This window comes from Roseateles sp. P5_B10 (assembly GCF_056400485.1).
Map to the genome: position 1 here is coordinate 1 of NZ_JBFULE010000054.1, position 16,669 is coordinate 16,669.

Below are 16,669 nucleotides of genomic sequence, written 5' to 3' on the forward strand. Positions count from 1 at the left end.
GGTGGCACGCCAAGGTCGTTCGTGAAGAGCACGGCCGTCGTGCCGACCACCACCCCTGTCAGGTCGGTGCCCGCCTGGCTTTGCAAGCGCACCGTCGGTGCGGCTGTGGCGTTGGCGTCAAAGGCCTGCAGAACATGCAGGAAGAGTTGGTTGCGCGGGTTAACGGTGTCCTCCACCCGCAGGCGGTAGCCGCCCGTCCAACTGGTCTTGTCGGCCGACATCGGGTCGAGGCTGGCCTTCCACATCTGGTCAGATAGGGGCAGTACCGGGCCCTCGACGGAGACGCGCGTCGTCTGGCTCTGCGGCAGCAGCGTGCGAACCTCCAGTCGCTGCCCACCCGGCGTGCTGGCGTAGACCCGGTCGCCCATCACCTGCGGCGCCGCATTGCCGCTGGGCAGCATCATCATGAAACGCTTGAAGCGGTTGTCGGTGCTGGTGCGGGCCCGGTCGAACACGACAAGGGCATCCGGCTGAATCCAGAGCATGCTGCGGCTGGCGTGCGTCACCTCCTTGGCATTGCCACTGCGAGCGTTGTAGAGATTGGTCGAATCCCCGTTGACGGCCATGAAGCCATCCCCCGAGCCCGCGCTGAGGATGCGCGGGTCGCCATCGTGCATGCCGAGGATGAACTGGCTGCCACGGGCCATAAAGGGCGCGTGGTAACTGCCCACTGCAGCCGCAGGATTGTTCTGGATCACCAGCGTGTTCTTGAACTCCGACAGCGCAGCGCCCGATCCGTAGGCCGACAACTCCTTCGTGATCCACTCACCCTTTCGCCAGAAGTCAAAGCCATTGCCATCGCCATGCTGGTGGTCGATGGTGTTGTAGCCAAGCTTGAAGTCGAGCATGCGAACTTCGGCCGCATCGTTCCAGCTGGTGCGACCTTGGAAGCGCCCAACCCCACTGTTCATTTGAGCCAGAGGGAGGTTGGAACGCGGGTCGGATGGCACGGCCTGGGCAGGATCAAAGGTGAGGAAGTAGAAGATCGATCGAACGATGTTGTCGTCGTTGTTGGCGCTGGCAACCAGGCGCGTCGGATGGCTGGGTGGCGCGGTGTACTGCAGCCACTTCGCACCGTTGAGCTCGGCGCTGTTGCCGAGATAGCGTGCCGCCAGGGCCAGCGGGCCCATCACACGCATCGGGTCCTGAAGATAGAGCTGCTCGGCGTCGCCAAACCATGAGGGTTGATAGGCGTCACCGTAAGGCGTCTTGACCTTTTGCGTCGTCAGGCTGTGAAAGAAGCTGGGCAGCACGCGGCTGRACAGCGGGTGGTTGCGCAATTGCACCTTCTCGCCGTAGAGCTGGGTGTTGTCCATGCCCGAGGTATGGATGGCCAGCATCAGTCCGTAGTAGAAGCCGATGGACTCGCCGTACTCCATGCCCTCTGGGCTGATGCCGCCTGAGCCATCGCCACGGTAGGCCGCGTCGCTCATGTAGAGGTAGGTGCCCATGGCTTCATGCATGTAGTCGCGCAGAGCACCGTTGCTATCGCCCGCAACGGCCGGGTCGGCGCGGTCGTCCGCCGCATCGATGACATTGGCCATCATGAACATGTTCCGGCCGTGGGCCATGAAGTAGTTGTTCATCGAATAGCGCAACGCCTGGCGGCGCGGGTCGCCCAGGTCCAGCAGGGCCGGGTTGTTGCGGCGTGCGGCGCCCGCGGGCAGGCTGCCAGGGTTGGTGTGGAAGTAGGTGGCAGACGGGTAGCCATCGCGATCCTCAGCACACCAGCGCAGGAAGACGCGACGGACCTTCTGCTTCTCGGCAGCGCTCAGCGTCGGGTAAAGCCAATCCACTGCCAGTGGGAACGCCTCACCGCTCCAACGGCCGCGGTCCGAGGATGCGAAGCTGTCGCTGCGGAACTTGCCGCTGCCGACACCCTTGTCGGCTTCGTCGATGACGGAGAAGAGCGCGCGCCGGGCAGTCTGCACCCAGCGCGCATTGCGGGTGGGGTCGGTATCCACCAGACTCATGAACGCCAGCAGTGCCGCATAGGACTCCGTGGCATAAGGTGTGTAGGTCGACCCACCGTTGTCCTGCCCGGGCACCGTGCCGTTCTCCACCCGGTTCGCGGCAGTAGTGGCCAGTTGCATCAGGCCGCCGGAGTTCGCCGTGCCGAACATGGGGTTGGACGCCGTCGCCCAGCTGCGCAGCCGGGCCAGATCGTCCTGGCGTAGCCACAGGCGCGGATGGCCGCTGACGGGGGTGCTGTTCGATGCTGCGTTGACCCGCAGCTCGGCGGTGTTGCTCAGTACACGCGTGATGCCATCGGACACGAGGACATCGAACTGGGCACGGTCATCGCTGCTGGTCGTGCTCACTTGCAACTGCGCGCTGGCTGCGCCGGGAATCGGCGTGCCATTGCGCCGCCATTGATACGCCAGAGTCGGACCCAGCGCTTTGACCGAGAAGGTCGCCGTGGTCCCTGCCGTCGTCGTGACAGGAACTGGCTGAGTCGCAATCTGAACGTAGGCGATAGCCTGACTGGGCGTCGGCGCTGGCGATGGCACTGGGGTCGGCGCCGGCGCTGGGCTAGGTGCGGGGGTAGGAGAGGGAGCAGGCGTCGGTGCCGGCGCAGGCGACGGACTCGGCGTTGGAGTGGGCGCGGGCGCAGGGCTGCCCGCCGCTGCCACACGGATGCTCAAGGCCTCGCTCTTGGCCGCGCCAGCTCCGGTCGCCTCGACCTGTACGGCCTGCTCGCTGCCCGACATGGAAGCGGTCAGCGTCACGGTGGCCAGGAGCTTCGTGGCGGATATTCGAACCACAGTAGCGCGTTGGCTGCCCACCCAGACGGCGGCGTTCTCGCTGAAGGCATCGCCGTTCAACGTCAGGGTGACCACGCCGACCGGTGCTTTCGTCGGTGTCACCGACCAAAGCCGTGGCTGCGTCTGCGTGACCGTCGCCACTGCCTTTCCGGAAACGTCGGGCTTGGCGGTGCTGGTGGCTTTCACCTCGATCGCGTTCAGCGTCGGCACTGCCTTTGGTGCCGTGTAGAGCCCCCCCGCTGAGATCGTCCCGACCTGCGCGTTGCCACCCGGCACACCGTTCACGCTCCAGTTGATCGTCGCGGGCGTGATTGGTACATACGCACTGAACTGGCGGGTCTGACCTACCGACACATTGCCGCTGCTGTACACCACGATGCTCTGTGCCATCGCCAACGAACTCAGACCGAACGCGGCTGCCATGCCCTTGAGCAGTGCTGAGCCCAGCTGGCCGAGTCGGTCTTGTTTTCGATATCGCATGTCTCAAACTCCAGTGGAAAGGAGCCTGGTACAGCGCAATTGGCATGCCGGACGGCATGAGCCGACTTGCCGATTTTTTGAGCAAATCAATAGCCATCGAGCGTCGGGCCATCCGAATTCGCCAACGTGATGCATGGATTCGAATAGTTCATGGTCATCGGCCGACGCCTAGGCCGCGCTGACAAAAAACGTCACCTCTGAAGTGACGAGTTCAGGATGGCATGACAAATACTGGCAACGGAGCCAGCAGTTGCCTGTATGAACCGACAAATCAGCGCGGCTAATGCATGCAGTTGCCGAGTACGGATCCCTTTACGAACGCCTCGGCTTTGTCGTAGAAGGAGAAGACCGCCATGAGTACTTCATGCGTCGACCAATCCGACCATCGCTAAGCCATGGCCAGTAGCAGGCAGAACGCGGGCACAAACGCACAAATGTGAAGGGCGTGRCCAGGTGCATGTGTCGACGCTCGGCATTCCTCTTTCACTGACGGGTCGGTGTCCGCAGCAGCGCGCCGAACTCGCTCGTCGCTTTGCTCAGTGCGAGCTGAGCAGGAGCGAGTTTGCTGAAGCGCGACTTGAACTCTGACAACGGAGCAAAGTGCCCCAGAGTCAGCGCCGCCAATTGCTCGCCCGTAGTCGCGTCGATCGCCTCCATCTCCACCGAGGCGCCGCCGCGATCCAGCGGAACGATGAATACCAGTGCAGATACGGCGTTGAGCGCCGGCGACACCGTCTCGACTCGCGTGATGGCGGCGCGCAGGATCGCAGGACGCCCCAGGGGCGAGCTTGGCAGCTCGCGCAGCTGGGTGGCGAGTTCCTCGTTCAGATGGCGCAGCAGCAGGCCACGCTCTTCATCGCTGACGTCCCCGCTTGAGGCCATGTGCCACTCGACCGCACCGATGGACACCTGGCTTGGATCAATGGCGATGGCCGACCGACTACGGGTTGAGCCGCCGTCGGGGTCAGGCGTCAGCCCCGAATAGTCGCTCAGGAAGTTTCCATGAGCGGTGACCATTACCGTGCTGCAGGCGCTGATGCAGGCCAGGCAGGCGACCGAAAGGAAGCGCTGAAGGGCATTCATGACCTGCTCCAAGAATCCGACCCCGGCGACGTGCGTTCCAATGACCTTTCGGCGACAAACGACTCGATCTGGCCGCGGGTCAGTCCGATATCTCTCAGTTGCTGGCAGTCAAGCTGCGACAGGATCTGCACGTCTTTTCTGTTGCGCTGCGCGTTGGCGCGGGCCGTCGCCCATCTGAAAAAGGCGTCGATGATTGGCGACCATATCTCGGCAATCTTCAATGGAGCCGTCTGCTGGGCGGCTCGCATCGGCGAGCAATTTCGATTTGAGACCATGAGGTCCTCCGGCAAATGTGTTGAGCGCTTCGCGCCAGATTGGCTATGCGAGGTGTCGCTAGGGCCGATAGACCGGTCCTAAAAGCCGGCTCAGCGCAACGACACTCGATCCGGCAGCGACGCCAAGTCGGCCGCCCCCGGCGCGGGGGCACCGGCCCCAGGGCCGGCCGCCAGTGCCTTGTAGACGGCCAACTCGCCAAGGCGCTGCTGGCGCAGTGCCTCCACCTCGTCGAGCTGGGCCTGAAAGAGCTGACGCTCGGCATCCAGTTCGTCGAGCCGGCTGAGTCCGCCTGCTGCGCGAGACACGTGCGCCAGTTCAAGAGACCGGTTCAGCGCATTGACGCGACGCCGGCTGGCATCCAGGCTCTGCTGGCGAATCTCGAGCGACTGCATCGCTTCGCGAGCTTCGACTGCGGCCTTCAATACGGCTTGTCCATGACGGGCGCGCTGCGCCTGTGTGCGGGCCTCCGCCTGCTCTACGCGAGCCGCCGTACGTCCACCATCGAAGAGGCTTTGCGTGAGGCTGCCGGCGAGCGCCCATGCCATCCCCGTCGCGCTGAACAGCTGGCCCAGTTCACGCACATCCGAACCCAGGCGACCGCTCAATTGCAGCGACGGCAGGCGCGCAGCCTGGCTTTCCTTGACGTTGGCGGTGCTGGCAGCCAGCAGATGAGCCTCCTGGATCACATCCGGCCGCCGCGCCAGAAACTCACCGAGCTCCCCAGCGGGCAGACGCGGCGCCAGGGCGGACGAGCCGTCCAGTGCAGGCGTGCAGGCCGAGAGTTCGCCGTCGCCGACCAGCAGGGTGAGCGCCGTTCCCAGCTGCAGATGCTGGCGGTGAAGCTGGGCGAGCGTGGCTTCGGCGGCGGCGAGTTCGACCTCGACGCGTCTGACCTCGAACTCGGCACCCGCACCGGCATTCAGCTCGACGCCGCGCAGTTCCAGCGCGCGCTGGCGACCTTCGACCACCGACGCGGCGATCTGCCGCTGACGCTCCAGCGCGGCCAGTCCAAGATGCAACTCCGCCACCTGGGTGCTCACGCTCCACGCGAGCGCCTTGCGCGCCCACAGCTCCGCGCCGAGCCGCGCACGGGCCGATTCGTTGGCGGCGTCGACCCTGCCCCACAGGTCGACCTCGTAGCGCATTTCCAGACCGACGCTGTACTGCGTCATCGCACCGATGCCCTGCACAGGCGCCGTGTCGGTCGAGGTGCGCGCACGCGAGGCACCGCCCGCCAGCAGCACGGAGGGCAGGCGGGCGCCCCCGGCCTCTCGCAGGATCGCGTGTGCCTCACGAATGCGCGCGGCTGCCACGCCCAGGTCGGCATTGCGCTGCAGCGCCCGCTCGATTCGCTGGCTCAGTCGCGCGTCGCCAAGTTCGCTCCACCAGGCCTCGATGGGCCAGAGTGCGGACGATGGTGCCGCGGCGTGCACAGCCGCGCGGTCTGGCGCGAGCGGGCCGCTCGCGCAGCCACCACCCAGCACCGCGGCAGAGAGCGCCGCACAAACGGCCAGCGCTCTAGCACCTATGCGGACCACCGGTTGATTCAGCTTGTTCAATCGCGTCACCTCTTACCGCGCCATCGACTGGGCGCTCAGGTGACATTTCGCCTGTCGCGGATTGCGCCTAGGTTTCGAGCTCCCGSCCTCGGGTTGCGATTGAAACGCAGCGCATCAGCGGATCACACCGACCTCTGCATCGAACAAATAGCCTTCCCCGCGCTGCGTCAGGATGAAAGTCGGATGGCTCGGGTCCGGCTCGATCTTGCGACGCAGGCGCAGGATCTGCACGTCGATGGATCGACCATAGACCTCGGCGTTGTGCAGGCGTGAGAGATCCAGCAGTTGATCCCGGTTCAGCGTGCGACGAGGTGCACTGAGAAATGCTACCAGCAGGCTGAATTCACCGTTGGTCAGTTCCACCGAACCACCCTGCGGGTCCTTCAGGCGCCGAAGTCCGACGTTCAGCTCCCACCCGCCGAATCGGTATCCACGCGCCCGGTTCATCAGGTCGGCCACGCTGGCGCTGGCCTGCGCTCGGCGAAGCAGGGCACGGACGCGCGCCAGAAGTTCACGCGTCGAGAACGGCTTGGTGAGGTAGTCGTCGGCCCCAAGTTCCAGTCCCATCACGCGATCAGCCTCCTCGGCGCGCCCCGTCAACATCAGGATGGGAATGGTGCTCGAGTACTCGCGCAAGCGCCGCGCGATCTGCATGCCGTCTTCGCCTGGTAGTCGCACGTCGAGAACCACCAGGTCCACCGTCTCCCTTTCGATCAGGCTGAACAGCTCGGCGCCGGTGGCGAATGCGCGCACTCTCAGCTCGTTGTCGCCAAGGTATTCGCTCAGCAGATCGCGCAGCGTGGGATCGTCGTCGACAGCTGCAATCAGGGGCTTGGGATCAGACATCCGATCACTCCTCGTCCCGCCTGGGGATATTGGCAAGATGGGGCCCCTGGGCTCGCAGGGCCTGGGCGAGCGCTGCGCCGAGTTCGGCCGCCATCAGAGGCTTGTTGAGCACCTGAACGATACCCAGCTCTCGCGCCCTCACCTGCAGCGCGGGCGTCACAAATCCGCTCATCATGACGACCTTCAGATCGGGTGCAAGCTCCCGCACCCGTTCCACCAACTGGGTGCCCGTCATGCCGGGCATGGCCTCGTCGCTGAGCAGCAGATCAAAGCGCCCAGGATTGTGTCGCAGCGCCTCCAGTGCCGACTCGGGCGACATGAAGCCGACCGGCTCGTAGCCCAGCTCGGCGAGCGCCTCCTCCGCGAGGCCGACGAGCGATTCCTCGTCGTCCACCACCATCACGCACTCGCCTTTCCCAAGCTCCACAACCACCGCGCGCGGCGTTGGGCGCACCACGCGCTCGCCCCGCACCGGGAGGTAGACCGTGAAGCAGCTGCCCTCGCCCAAGGTACTGCGCACATCGATGCCGCCATCCAGATCGCTGACGATCCCGTGCACCATGGACAGGCCCAGGCCGGTGCCCACACCCACCTCTTTCGTGGTGAAGAAGGGGTCGAAAATGCGCGACAGCAGCTCGGGCGACATGCCGGCACCGCGGTCCTCGACCGAGAGCTTGAGATACCTGCCGGGCTCCAGGCGCGTCGTGCTGACGGCGCAGGCCTCCTCGATCGTCACCAGTTCCAGCTCGACATTGATCGTCCCGGCCGACTTCATCGCCTGGGCCGCGTTGAGGCACAGATTCATGACCACCTGGTGGATCTGTGTCGGGTCTCCCAAAACGCCGGCGTCGCCCGCGGCGAGCCGGCTGTGCACTTGCACGCCGGCCGGCAGCGTCGCCTGCAGCGCATCCAGCGCTTCCTGCACGACCGATTCGACATGTACCGGCACCCGCTGGCCCATGCCGCTGCGACTGAAGGCCAGGATGCGCTCGACCAGTGACTTGGCGCGCAGCGCGGCTGCCAGCGATGCGTCGATGTGGCGGCGCAGCGCGCCCCCTGGCTGGGCCTCCTTCTGCGCCATCTCCCCGTAACCCAGGATGCCGGCCAGGATGTTGTTGAAGTCGTGCGCAATGCCGCCCGCCAAGGTGCCGATGGCCTCCATCTTCTGCGCCTGACGCAGCTGCTCCTCCAGGTGCTGTCGCGCCAGCTCGGCCCGCTTGCGCTCCGTGATGTCGACGGTGACGCCAGCAATGCGAAGACCTTCGCCACCGACATCCTCGAAGCGCTGCGCGCGCATCTGGATCCACCGCTCGCCCTGCGGCGTCACCACGCGCAGTTCGTAGTCCGCTCGCTCGACGCTGCCACTGATGAGCTCGGCACTTCGCATGCGCACTTGCTCGAGATCCTCGGGCGCAAGGCGGGCCGCCCTGAAGAACGCCTCCCGCGTGCTGACGGGATGGTCGGCGGGCAGGCCGAATAGCTCGCTGAACTTGTCCGACACGAACATCTCGTCCGAGGCGGTGTTCCACACCCAGTGGCCGCCCCGGGAGCCGGCCATCGCCAACGCGTAGTGCTCCTCGCTGCGTTGCAATGCCTCCTGGGCGCGCTTGCGCTGGTCCACGTCGATCACCGACCCCGCCAGGCGCGCCGGGCGGCCGTCCGCGCTGCGCGTGCACAGCGCCCGCACATGCACCCAGTGATAGCCTTCGCCTTCGCCGCACACGCGGTACTCGAGCTCGAAATAGGGGCTGGTGCCATGCAGATGGTCCGCCAGCCTTTGCCTGAATCGAGGCTGATCTGCGGCGTGGACCGCCAACGCGCGGCGCAGCTCGCCGATGGACTGAAGCTCAGGCTGAAGGGGCAGCCCCAGCAGCTCGCGGGCGCGGGTCGAGACAAAGGCCGTGCCGTTGGGGATGTCCCAGTCCCACAGGCCCATGTCGGACCCCGCGGCGGCCAGCGAATAGCGCTGCTGCGAGACCTGCAACTCGCGCTGGGCCCGCTGGGCCCGCGCCAGTTGCCGAAGCCCCGCCCACAGGAGGCCTGCGGCGAACAGGCACAGCACCAGCGTTCGCAGGGCGGTCGCCTTCGCACCTTCGATCCAGGGCGTCATCGCCACGTCGTAGTCCTTGGAGACGGCCACGATCAACGGGTAGCCCGGCACGGCACGAACGGCGGCGAAGTGGTCTGCCCCGTCGACTGGGCTGGGCAATCGAGTGAATGCGGCATCGACCTTTGAGCCCGGTGGCAGCAGCCGGTCCACCACGTCGATCCGCTTGCCCAGGCTCTCCGGCACGGCGGGTTGGCGGGCCAGCAGCCAACCGTTGCGGTGGATCAACGCCACGCGGGTTCCCTGGGCGCCGTAGCCGTCACGGTAGAAGTTCTGGAAGTAGTCGACCCGCGCGGGCGCGCCGACGACGCCAAGAAAGTTTCCTGCGGCGTCTTCCAGCCGCAGGCCGATCGGGAACACCCACCGGCCGGTGCCGGGTAAGGGTCGCACCTGATCGATCAGCAACTCGCTGCCGGGGCGCACGCGCAGCAGCGAGAAAGGTGTCTGCGCGGACACGTTCATGCTGCGCGTCACGCTGGGCGGCATGTGCGAGGCCAACTTGACGCCGCCTGTCGAATCCACCAGGACGAGCCCTTCCGACTGCACCAGACCGTCCATGCGCTTGCGCAGCAGCGCTGGCAACACGTCTTCGTCCTGCATCAGGGCCGGCTGTTCACGGACACGCTCGGCGAGATCGCGCAGCACCACCTCGATGGCCTGCACGCTGCGCGCGGTCTGCTCGGCAATGACTCGCGCCTGGGCCGAGAGCTCCTGTTCAGTGCTGCGCAGAGCCGCGTGATAGCCCTGCCAGATCTCATAGCCAGCTTGCAAGGCCAGCGCGGCGATCACGAGGCCGCCGCTCCAGGCCAGCCGACGCACGGAAGGCTGGAACAGCCGACGTGCGATCTTGCTCATGTGCCAAGGACCTCCATGACCGTTCGCATCAGCACCTCCTCGGTCAGCGGCGTGGCTAGGACGGCTGCGACGCCCAGCTCATTGGCGACGGCACCTCGCGCCGGCACGGTGGGGAACAGCGTCGGCGACAGCAGGATCACGGGCGCACCCGGCCAGCGCACGGAGATGCGGTCCAACCACTGACGCTCATCGCGACGCGGGAAGGCGCACTCGGCGAACAGCAGGTCCGGCGGTGCTTCGCTGGCGGACGCCAGAACCTCCAGCCCCACCTGCGAGAGCCAAAGGGTGAGCAGTTCGGCCGTGTCGCGCCCGACGTCGACGAAGCGGACCTTGCCCTCGCCGAAAGGCCGGGTGGGAGAGCGAGCTTGGGTTTGGGTGAATGACACGGTACCGCGGAGATGGAGAGGGAATGTCAGTCTGRCAGCGCAGTTTGGCAAAGCCGTTGCCAACCTGCCGCCTTCAATTTCAGTTGCAACCGGGCCGTGCCGGGGGGCCAGGCACGTCGGGCAACCAGTATCCGCGCCGCCCGCCCCGCCTCGCGCGCGCCCACATTTCAACTGCAACGGACGCGCCCTTTCCCTGCAGGCGCCCGGCGCCGCGCCTTGCGTTTCATCGGAAACCTGGGAACGCCGGCCTGAAACCGGCCGGTTGCAGGCGGCGACTGCAATTGCTCCACGCTTTCAGTCATCCCCCCTTGCCATCGCAGACCTTTAGGGACTCCTCATGAACCGGAAAATCGCTCGCCCAGTCGCTGTTGTCCTGGTCCTGACCGCCGCCGCAGGCTACGCCTGGCGGCATCACCGCCCCGCCGAGACTGCACCGACGCGGCTGTACGGCAACGTGGACATCCGGGAGGTGGAGCTGGCCTTCCGCCAGGGCGGCCGGATTGCGCGACTGGCCGTCGACGAGGGCCGCAGCGTGCGGCAAGGCGAGCAGGTCGCCGAACTCGACGCCCAGCCCTATCGCGATGGCCTGAAGGCCGCGCAGGCCCACCGGGCCCAGGCGCTGGCCGAGCTCGCCAAGCTGCGCCAAGGCAGCCGCTGGCAGGAAGTCGCGCAGGCGCAGCAGGCCGTCTACCAGGCAGAAGCCCTGGCGTCCCAGGCCGACCGCGAACGGCAGCGGCAATCGGTGCTGCAGGCGCAGGGCGCCACGACCGAACGCGCCGTCGAAGCCGCCCAGAGCGCCCGTGACCAGAGCCTCGCGGCACTGGTGGCGGCCCGGCAGGTCTTGTCCCTTCGGCGCGAAGGCTCGCGCCGCGAGGACATCCAGGCGGCAGAGGCAAAGCTGGCGTCCGCGGAGGCCCAACTTGCGCAGGCCGAGACGGCCTTCGCCGACGCTCGGCTGCTCGCGCCGTCTGACGGCGTGATCTCGGCGCGGGTGCGCGAGGCCGGCAGCATGGTGACCGCCGGCGCCACCGTCTACACGCTGTCGCTGCAGGACCCGGTCTATGTGCGCGCGTATGTCAGCCAGACGCAGTTGACCCAGTTCCAACCCGGCAGCGCCGTGGTCGTCAGCGTTGACGGCAGCCAGAAGCGCTTCCAGGGCACGGTGGGCTTCATCTCGCCCAAGGCCGAGTTCACGCCGAAGTCGGTCGAGACCGCCGAGTTGCGCACTGAGCTGGTCTACCGGCTGCGCATTGCCGTTCCGGGTGCCGCCCAGGTCCTGCGCCAGGGCATGCCGGTCACCGTCGAACTCGGCACTCCCTCCGCGCTTTGAGAGGCATGGCCATGCACGACGCCCCGAGTGTGGTGATTGACGGTGTGGTCAAGCGCTTCGGCGATACGGCCGCGCTGCAGGGGCTGAGCGCGGCCATTCGCCCCGGCCGCCTGACCGGGCTGGTCGGGCCGGACGGCGCAGGCAAGACCACGCTGATGCGTTTGATGGCCGGGCTGCTGCAGCCCGACGAAGGCCGCATCACCGTGATGGGCCGCGACACGCGGCGCGACACTGCCGAGATCCCGCTGCTCACCGGCTACATGCCGCAGCGCTTCGGGCTCTACGAAGATTTGTCCGTGATGGAGAACCTGCGCCTGTACGCCCGGCTGCGTTCGCTCCCGCCCGCACAGATGCCGCAGGTGTTCGAGCAGCTGCTGGCGTTCACGCGGCTCGGGCCGTTCACTGCGCGTCTGGCCGGCAAGTTGTCCGGTGGCATGAAGCAGAAGCTGGGCTTGGCCTGTGCGCTGATGGCGCGGCCCCAGGTGCTGCTGCTGGACGAGCCGGGCGTTGGCGTGGACCCGGTGAGCCGGCAGGACCTTTGGCGCATGGTGGATGCGCTCACCGGCGAAGGCATGGCCGTCGTCTGGTCCACCGCCTACCTGGACGAAGCCGAGCAGTGCGAGCAGGTGCTGCTGCTCGACGGCGGCCGTCTGGCATTCGACGGGCCGCCCGCTGCGCTGACCGCAACACTGGCCAACCGCAGCGTGCTGGTTGACCCGCCCGCGGGTCGCGACCGGCGCCAGCTGCTGGCCGATCTGCTGGCCCGGCCCGAAGTCAGCGACGGCGTGATCCACGGCCAGGCCCTGCGCCTGGTGCTGCGGGAAGGTGCGGCACAGAAGGGCTTGCAAGATGCCGAAGTGATGCAGGGCGCCCATCTGCGCCAGGTCGCGCCGCGCTTCGAGGATGCCTTCGTCGATCTGCTCGGCGGAGGCCCGGGCGGGCGCTCGGCCATTGCCGAACGCATGGAGGCTGTGCAGCTCGACAGCCCAGTCGTCGTCGCCTGCCAGGACCTGACCCGGCGCTTTGGCGAGTTCACCGCGACGGATCGAGTCAGCTTCGAAGTCCGGCAGGGCGAGATCTTCGGGCTGCTGGGTCCCAACGGGGCCGGCAAGTCCACGACGTTCAAGATGCTGTGTGGCCTGCTCAAGCCCAGCAGCGGCAGCGCCCGCGTTGTCGGTCTCGACCTGGCGCAGGCGGCCAGCGCCGCCAAGAACCGCCTCGGCTACATGGCACAGAAGTTCTCGCTCTACGGCCTGCTGTCCGTGCGCCAGAACCTGGAGTTCTCGGCGGGCGTCTACGGGCTGACGGGATCGCTCAGGCGCGAGCGCATCGACGAGATGGTCGAGGCGTTCGAGCTGCAGCGCTTTCTTGACGCCGCGCCCGATTCGCTGTCGCTCGGCCACAAGCAGCGCCTGGCGCTGGCCTGTGCGCTGATGCACCGCCCGCCCGTGCTGTTCCTCGACGAGCCGACCTCTGGCGTCGACCCGATCACGCGGCGCGAGTTCTGGACGCACATCAACGGCCTGGTGCGCAAGGGCGTCACCGTCATGGTCACCACCCACTTCATGGACGAGGCCGAGTACTGCGACCGCGTCGCGCTGATGTACCGCTCGCAGCTGATCGCGCTGGACACGCCCGATGCGCTCAAGCGCCGCGTTGCGAAGGATGACGCGCACCAGCCGACCATGGAAGAGGCCTTCATCGACCTGATCAACCGCTTCGATGGACAAGACCGAAAGGCCAGCGCATGAACCCCACCCGCCTCTACGCCCTGGTCGTCAAGGAAGGCCTGCAGGTCCTGCGTGACCCTTCCACGCTGCTCGTCGCCTTCGTCCTGCCCGTGGTGCTGCTCTTCCTGTTCGCGTATGCGGTGTCGCTGGACATTCGCCGGATCCCCGTGGGCATCGCGCTGGAGAGCGACTCACGGGCCGCGCAGGAGCTGGCCACGGCATTTTCGGGCAGCCGGTTCTTCAGTGTCGTGCCGGCGCGCGACAGCCGGGAACTGCAGGCCGCGCTGGTCAGTGGGCGCATCCGCGGCTACGTCGTGATTCCGGCCAACCTGGATCGCCGACTGTTGCAGGCGGGCCGTGAGCCGCTGGTCGAGGTCATGACCGACGGGTCGCAGCCCAACACGGCGGCCTTTGTCGGCAACTACGCGCAGGGCGTGGTCAGCAACTGGCTGGTCGAACGAGGGCTAGCGGCGCCCGGCGACATCCGCTTGGTGCCACGCTTCTGGTTCAACGCCGAGCTGGAGAGCCGCCGCGCCCTGGTGCCCGGCGCCCTCGCCATCGTGATGACGATGATCGGAACGCTGCTGACCGCGCTGGTCGTGGCGCGCGAGTGGGAGCGCGGCACGATGGAGGGCCTGCTGTCGACGCCGGCCAGTGTCGTCGAGATCCTGGTCGGCAAGCTGCTGCCCTACTTCGGCCTGGGCCTGCTGGCGACGCTGATCGGCGCCGGGCTGAGCGTGACCCTGTTCGGTGTGCCACTGCGCGGCTCGTGGGCCGCCCTGATGCTGACCTCTGCTGTCTTCCTGGTTCCTGCCCTGGGCCAGGGCTTGCTGATCTCGGCCGTGACCAAGAACCAGTTCGTCGCGGCGCAGGTGGCCCTGCTCACCGGCTTCCTGCCGGCGCTGCTGCTGTCAGGTTTTTTGTTCGAGATCTCCTCCATGCCCGAGCCCATCCAATGGCTCACACGACTGGTGCCGGCCCGCTACTTCAACGCGGCCCTGCAGACCCTCTTCCTGGCCGGTGATGTCTGGCCTTTGCTGCTGCGCCAACTGGCGGCCATGGCCGCGATTGGATTGTTCTTCTTCGCCGTCGCTCGCGCCAAGACGCGCAAGAGCCTGGAGGTGTCGTGATGTCTACCCATCAAGGTCATGTCGGCGCCGTTCTGGCCCGGATGCGCGCCCAGATCATCAAGGAGCTGCTGTGCGTGCTGCGAGACCCGAAAAGCCGCATGGTGCTGATCGTCCCGCCGCTGATGCAGCTCTTGGTCTTCGCCTTCGCAGCGACACTGGAGGTCAAGCAGATCGACATCGCCGTCTATAACCGTGACGGCGGGCGCGCCGGGCAGGAGCTGGTGCAGCAGCTGGCCGCCTCGCAGCTGGTGCGCAGCATCCACGCCGCACAGAGCGAAGCACAGATCGCGGCGCTGCTGGACCGCCAGCAGGTTGTCGCCGCGCTCGTCATTCCTGAAGGCTTCTCGCGCGAACAGGCCGCCGGGCACATCGCCACGGCCCAGGTGCTGCTGGACGGTCGCCGGGCCAATGCGACGCAGGTGGCGCTGGGCTATCTGCAGGCCATCGCAACACGCAGCGGCGCAACCCTGGCCGGGCTGGCGCCGGTAGAGCCGGTCGCATTGCGGCATGGGTTCAATCCCAACCTGGTCTACCGCTGGTTCATCGTGCCCAGCCTGGTCGGCATCCTGGTCACCTTCATCACGCTGCTGATCACCGCGCTGTCGATTGCGCGGGAACGCGAGCTCGGTACCTTCGACCAGTTGCTGGTGTCGCCTTGCACGCCCGCGGAGATCGTCATTGCCAAGATGGTGCCCGCCTTCCTGGTGGGCACCGGTCTGTCCCTCGCGATGGTGGCGGCGGCGGTCTGGGGTTTTCGCATCCCGTTCACCGGATCGATCCTTTTGATGTTCGCCTGTCTGCTGCTGTTCATCCTGTCCATGGTCGGCACCGGGCTGATGATCTCGTCGGTCTGCTCGACTCAACAGCAGGCCATCCTGGGCACATTTGCGGTGGGCGTGCCGGCGGTGCTGATGTCCGGCTTCGCGACGCCGGTCGAGAACATGCCGCAGGTACTGCGCTGGATGGCCGAAGCACTGCCGCTGAAGCACCTGTTGATCATTCTGCGCGGCAGCTTCCTCAAGAGCATGCCCGTGGCCGATCTGCTGGCCAACGCTTGGCCCATGGCCTGCATCGCCGCCGTCACACTCACCCTCGCCATGCTTTTCGTGCGGAGCAAACTGCAATGACGACCCTTCATTTTTTCTGTGGCAAAGCAGGCGCCGGCAAGTCGACCGTCGCCGCAAGGCTGGCCCAGGCAGACCGATTGGTGCTGCTGTCCGAGGACGTCTGGCTCTCCCGGCTCTACGGTGATGAGCTGAAGACGTTCGATGACTACATCAGGCTGTCCGGGAAGCTGAAGTCCGTGATCGGCCCGCTCACCGTCGACCTGCTGAACGCCGGCCAGTCCGTCGTGCTGGACTTCCAGGCCAACACCAGGGCTGGTCGGGCCTGGTTCAGCGCCCTGCTCGCGCAGACCCAGGCCGAGCATGTGCTGCACTTCCTCGAGACGCCAGATCCAGTCTGCCTGCAGCGCATCGCCAAGCGCAACATCGAGCGTCCGGAAGGTTCGCATGCCTTGACGGAGACCGAGTTCGTCCACATCTCCTCGTACTTCGAGGCGCCGCAAGCAACGGAAGGATTCAATGTTCGTGTTGAGCGGGACGAGCACGATCCGGGCGAGCTTCCACCCACCCATCCCGGCATGGGGAGCTGAGCGGTGAGGGGCCGTTCGAGCTTGTGGTCCACGGTTTGCCTGGGCCTGTGGCTGTCGCAGGGCAGCGCCTGGGGTCAACAGGTCTGGAAGTGCGATGAGGCCGGACAGGTGCGCTACGCCGATCGACCCTGTTCAGGGGCCAGCGAACCTTTGTCGGCGCGAAGTCTGCAGCCGAATGTGGCCGACGGATTGCGGCCCGGCGCAGCTCGCGCGGCGGTGGCGCCTGCCATCGAGCCGGCCTCGGCCCCCGTGGGTCGAGCTGCCAATGTCTGTCCCGGCGACAGCGAGATCCGCGCCATGGAAACCCGCGGCAACTCGACAACCTTCGGTGACGAGGAGCGTCAGTTCATGCAGGATGAAGTGCGCCGAGCCCGACAGTGCCGCACGGGCCGTGGACGCTACACCGAGGCCGACTGGGCGATCAGTCGTGAGGCGCAGGCCGCCCAGACCCGCCTCAGTGCCCGCGAG

At 66.6% G+C, this 16,669-nt stretch carries 13 protein-coding genes and 1 pseudogene; 7 read left to right on the forward strand and 7 right to left on the reverse strand.

Annotation, left to right across the window (positions count from 1 at the left end):
* Positions 1–2,825 (reverse strand): annotated as a pseudogene (locus tag AC1DU6_RS06280) (hypothetical protein); the annotation flags it as partial.
* Between AC1DU6_RS06280 and AC1DU6_RS06285 the strand changes: the two are divergent.
* A complete protein-coding gene (locus tag AC1DU6_RS06285; RefSeq protein WP_477856350.1) occupies positions 2,710–2,994 on the forward strand; it encodes a hypothetical protein in 285 nt (94 codons plus the stop codon). The pseudogene AC1DU6_RS06280 and the gene AC1DU6_RS06285 sit on opposite strands and share 116 nt — an antisense overlap.
* Positions 2,995–3,728: 734 nt before the next feature.
* Here the strand turns inward: AC1DU6_RS06285 and AC1DU6_RS06290 are convergent.
* From AC1DU6_RS06290 to AC1DU6_RS06315, 6 genes are all read right to left on the reverse strand, one after another.
* Positions 3,729–4,328 (reverse strand): DUF3313 family protein, encoded by a 600-nt coding sequence (locus AC1DU6_RS06290; RefSeq protein WP_477856342.1) that lies wholly within the window; start codon positions 4,326–4,328, stop codon positions 3,729–3,731.
* Positions 4,325–4,549 (reverse strand): DUF1127 domain-containing protein, encoded by a 225-nt coding sequence (locus AC1DU6_RS06295; protein ID WP_477856343.1) that lies wholly within the window; start codon positions 4,547–4,549, stop codon positions 4,325–4,327. Before AC1DU6_RS06295 ends, AC1DU6_RS06290 begins: the two co-directional genes overlap by 4 nt.
* 144 nt (positions 4,550–4,693) lie before the next feature.
* Positions 4,694–6,163 carry an efflux transporter outer membrane subunit gene (locus tag AC1DU6_RS06300; protein WP_477856344.1) on the reverse strand — a complete coding sequence of 490 codons (1,470 nt, stop codon included), beginning with the start codon at positions 6,161–6,163 and terminating at the stop codon, positions 4,694–4,696.
* 114 nt (positions 6,164–6,277) lie between these two features.
* Positions 6,278–7,009 carry a response regulator gene (locus AC1DU6_RS06305; protein ID WP_057299444.1) on the reverse strand — a complete coding sequence of 244 codons (732 nt, stop codon included), beginning with the start codon at positions 7,007–7,009 and terminating at the stop codon, positions 6,278–6,280.
* A gap of 4 nt (positions 7,010–7,013) precedes the next feature.
* Positions 7,014–9,971, reverse strand: a complete 2,958-nt coding sequence (locus AC1DU6_RS06310; RefSeq protein ID WP_477856345.1) for an ATP-binding protein — start codon at positions 9,969–9,971, stop codon at positions 7,014–7,016.
* Positions 9,968–10,357, reverse strand: a complete 390-nt coding sequence (locus tag AC1DU6_RS06315; protein WP_457323452.1) for a DNA-binding transcriptional response regulator — start codon at positions 10,355–10,357, stop codon at positions 9,968–9,970. Before AC1DU6_RS06315 ends, AC1DU6_RS06310 begins: the two co-directional genes overlap by 4 nt.
* A 337-nt stretch (positions 10,358–10,694) precedes the next feature.
* Here AC1DU6_RS06315 and hlyD point away from each other — a divergent pair, with 337 nt between their 5' ends.
* From hlyD to AC1DU6_RS06345, 6 genes are all read left to right on the forward strand, one after another.
* A complete protein-coding gene (hlyD, locus tag AC1DU6_RS06320; protein ID WP_477856346.1) occupies positions 10,695–11,687 on the forward strand; it encodes a secretion protein HlyD in 993 nt (330 codons plus the stop codon).
* A gap of 11 nt (positions 11,688–11,698) precedes the next feature.
* Positions 11,699–13,438 carry an ATP-binding cassette domain-containing protein gene (locus tag AC1DU6_RS06325; protein ID WP_477856347.1) on the forward strand — a complete coding sequence of 580 codons (1,740 nt, stop codon included), beginning with the start codon at positions 11,699–11,701 and terminating at the stop codon, positions 13,436–13,438.
* On the forward strand, positions 13,435–14,547 hold the full coding sequence (locus tag AC1DU6_RS06330) for an ABC transporter permease (RefSeq protein WP_457323455.1): 1,113 nt from the start codon (positions 13,435–13,437) through the stop codon (positions 14,545–14,547). Before AC1DU6_RS06325 ends, AC1DU6_RS06330 begins: the two co-directional genes overlap by 4 nt.
* On the forward strand, positions 14,547–15,674 hold the full coding sequence (locus AC1DU6_RS06335) for an ABC transporter permease (RefSeq protein ID WP_057299438.1): 1,128 nt from the start codon (positions 14,547–14,549) through the stop codon (positions 15,672–15,674). Before AC1DU6_RS06330 ends, AC1DU6_RS06335 begins: the two co-directional genes overlap by 1 nt.
* Complete coding sequence (locus AC1DU6_RS06340) at positions 15,671–16,201, forward strand: P-loop nucleotide/nucleoside kinase family protein (protein ID WP_477856348.1); 531 nt, start codon at positions 15,671–15,673, stop codon at positions 16,199–16,201. The genes AC1DU6_RS06335 and AC1DU6_RS06340 overlap by 4 nt, the downstream gene beginning before the upstream one ends.
* 177 nt (positions 16,202–16,378) lie before the next feature.
* Positions 16,379–16,669 (forward strand): hypothetical protein (locus tag AC1DU6_RS06345; RefSeq protein WP_477856349.1); only part of this gene is annotated, 291 nt, incomplete at its 3' end.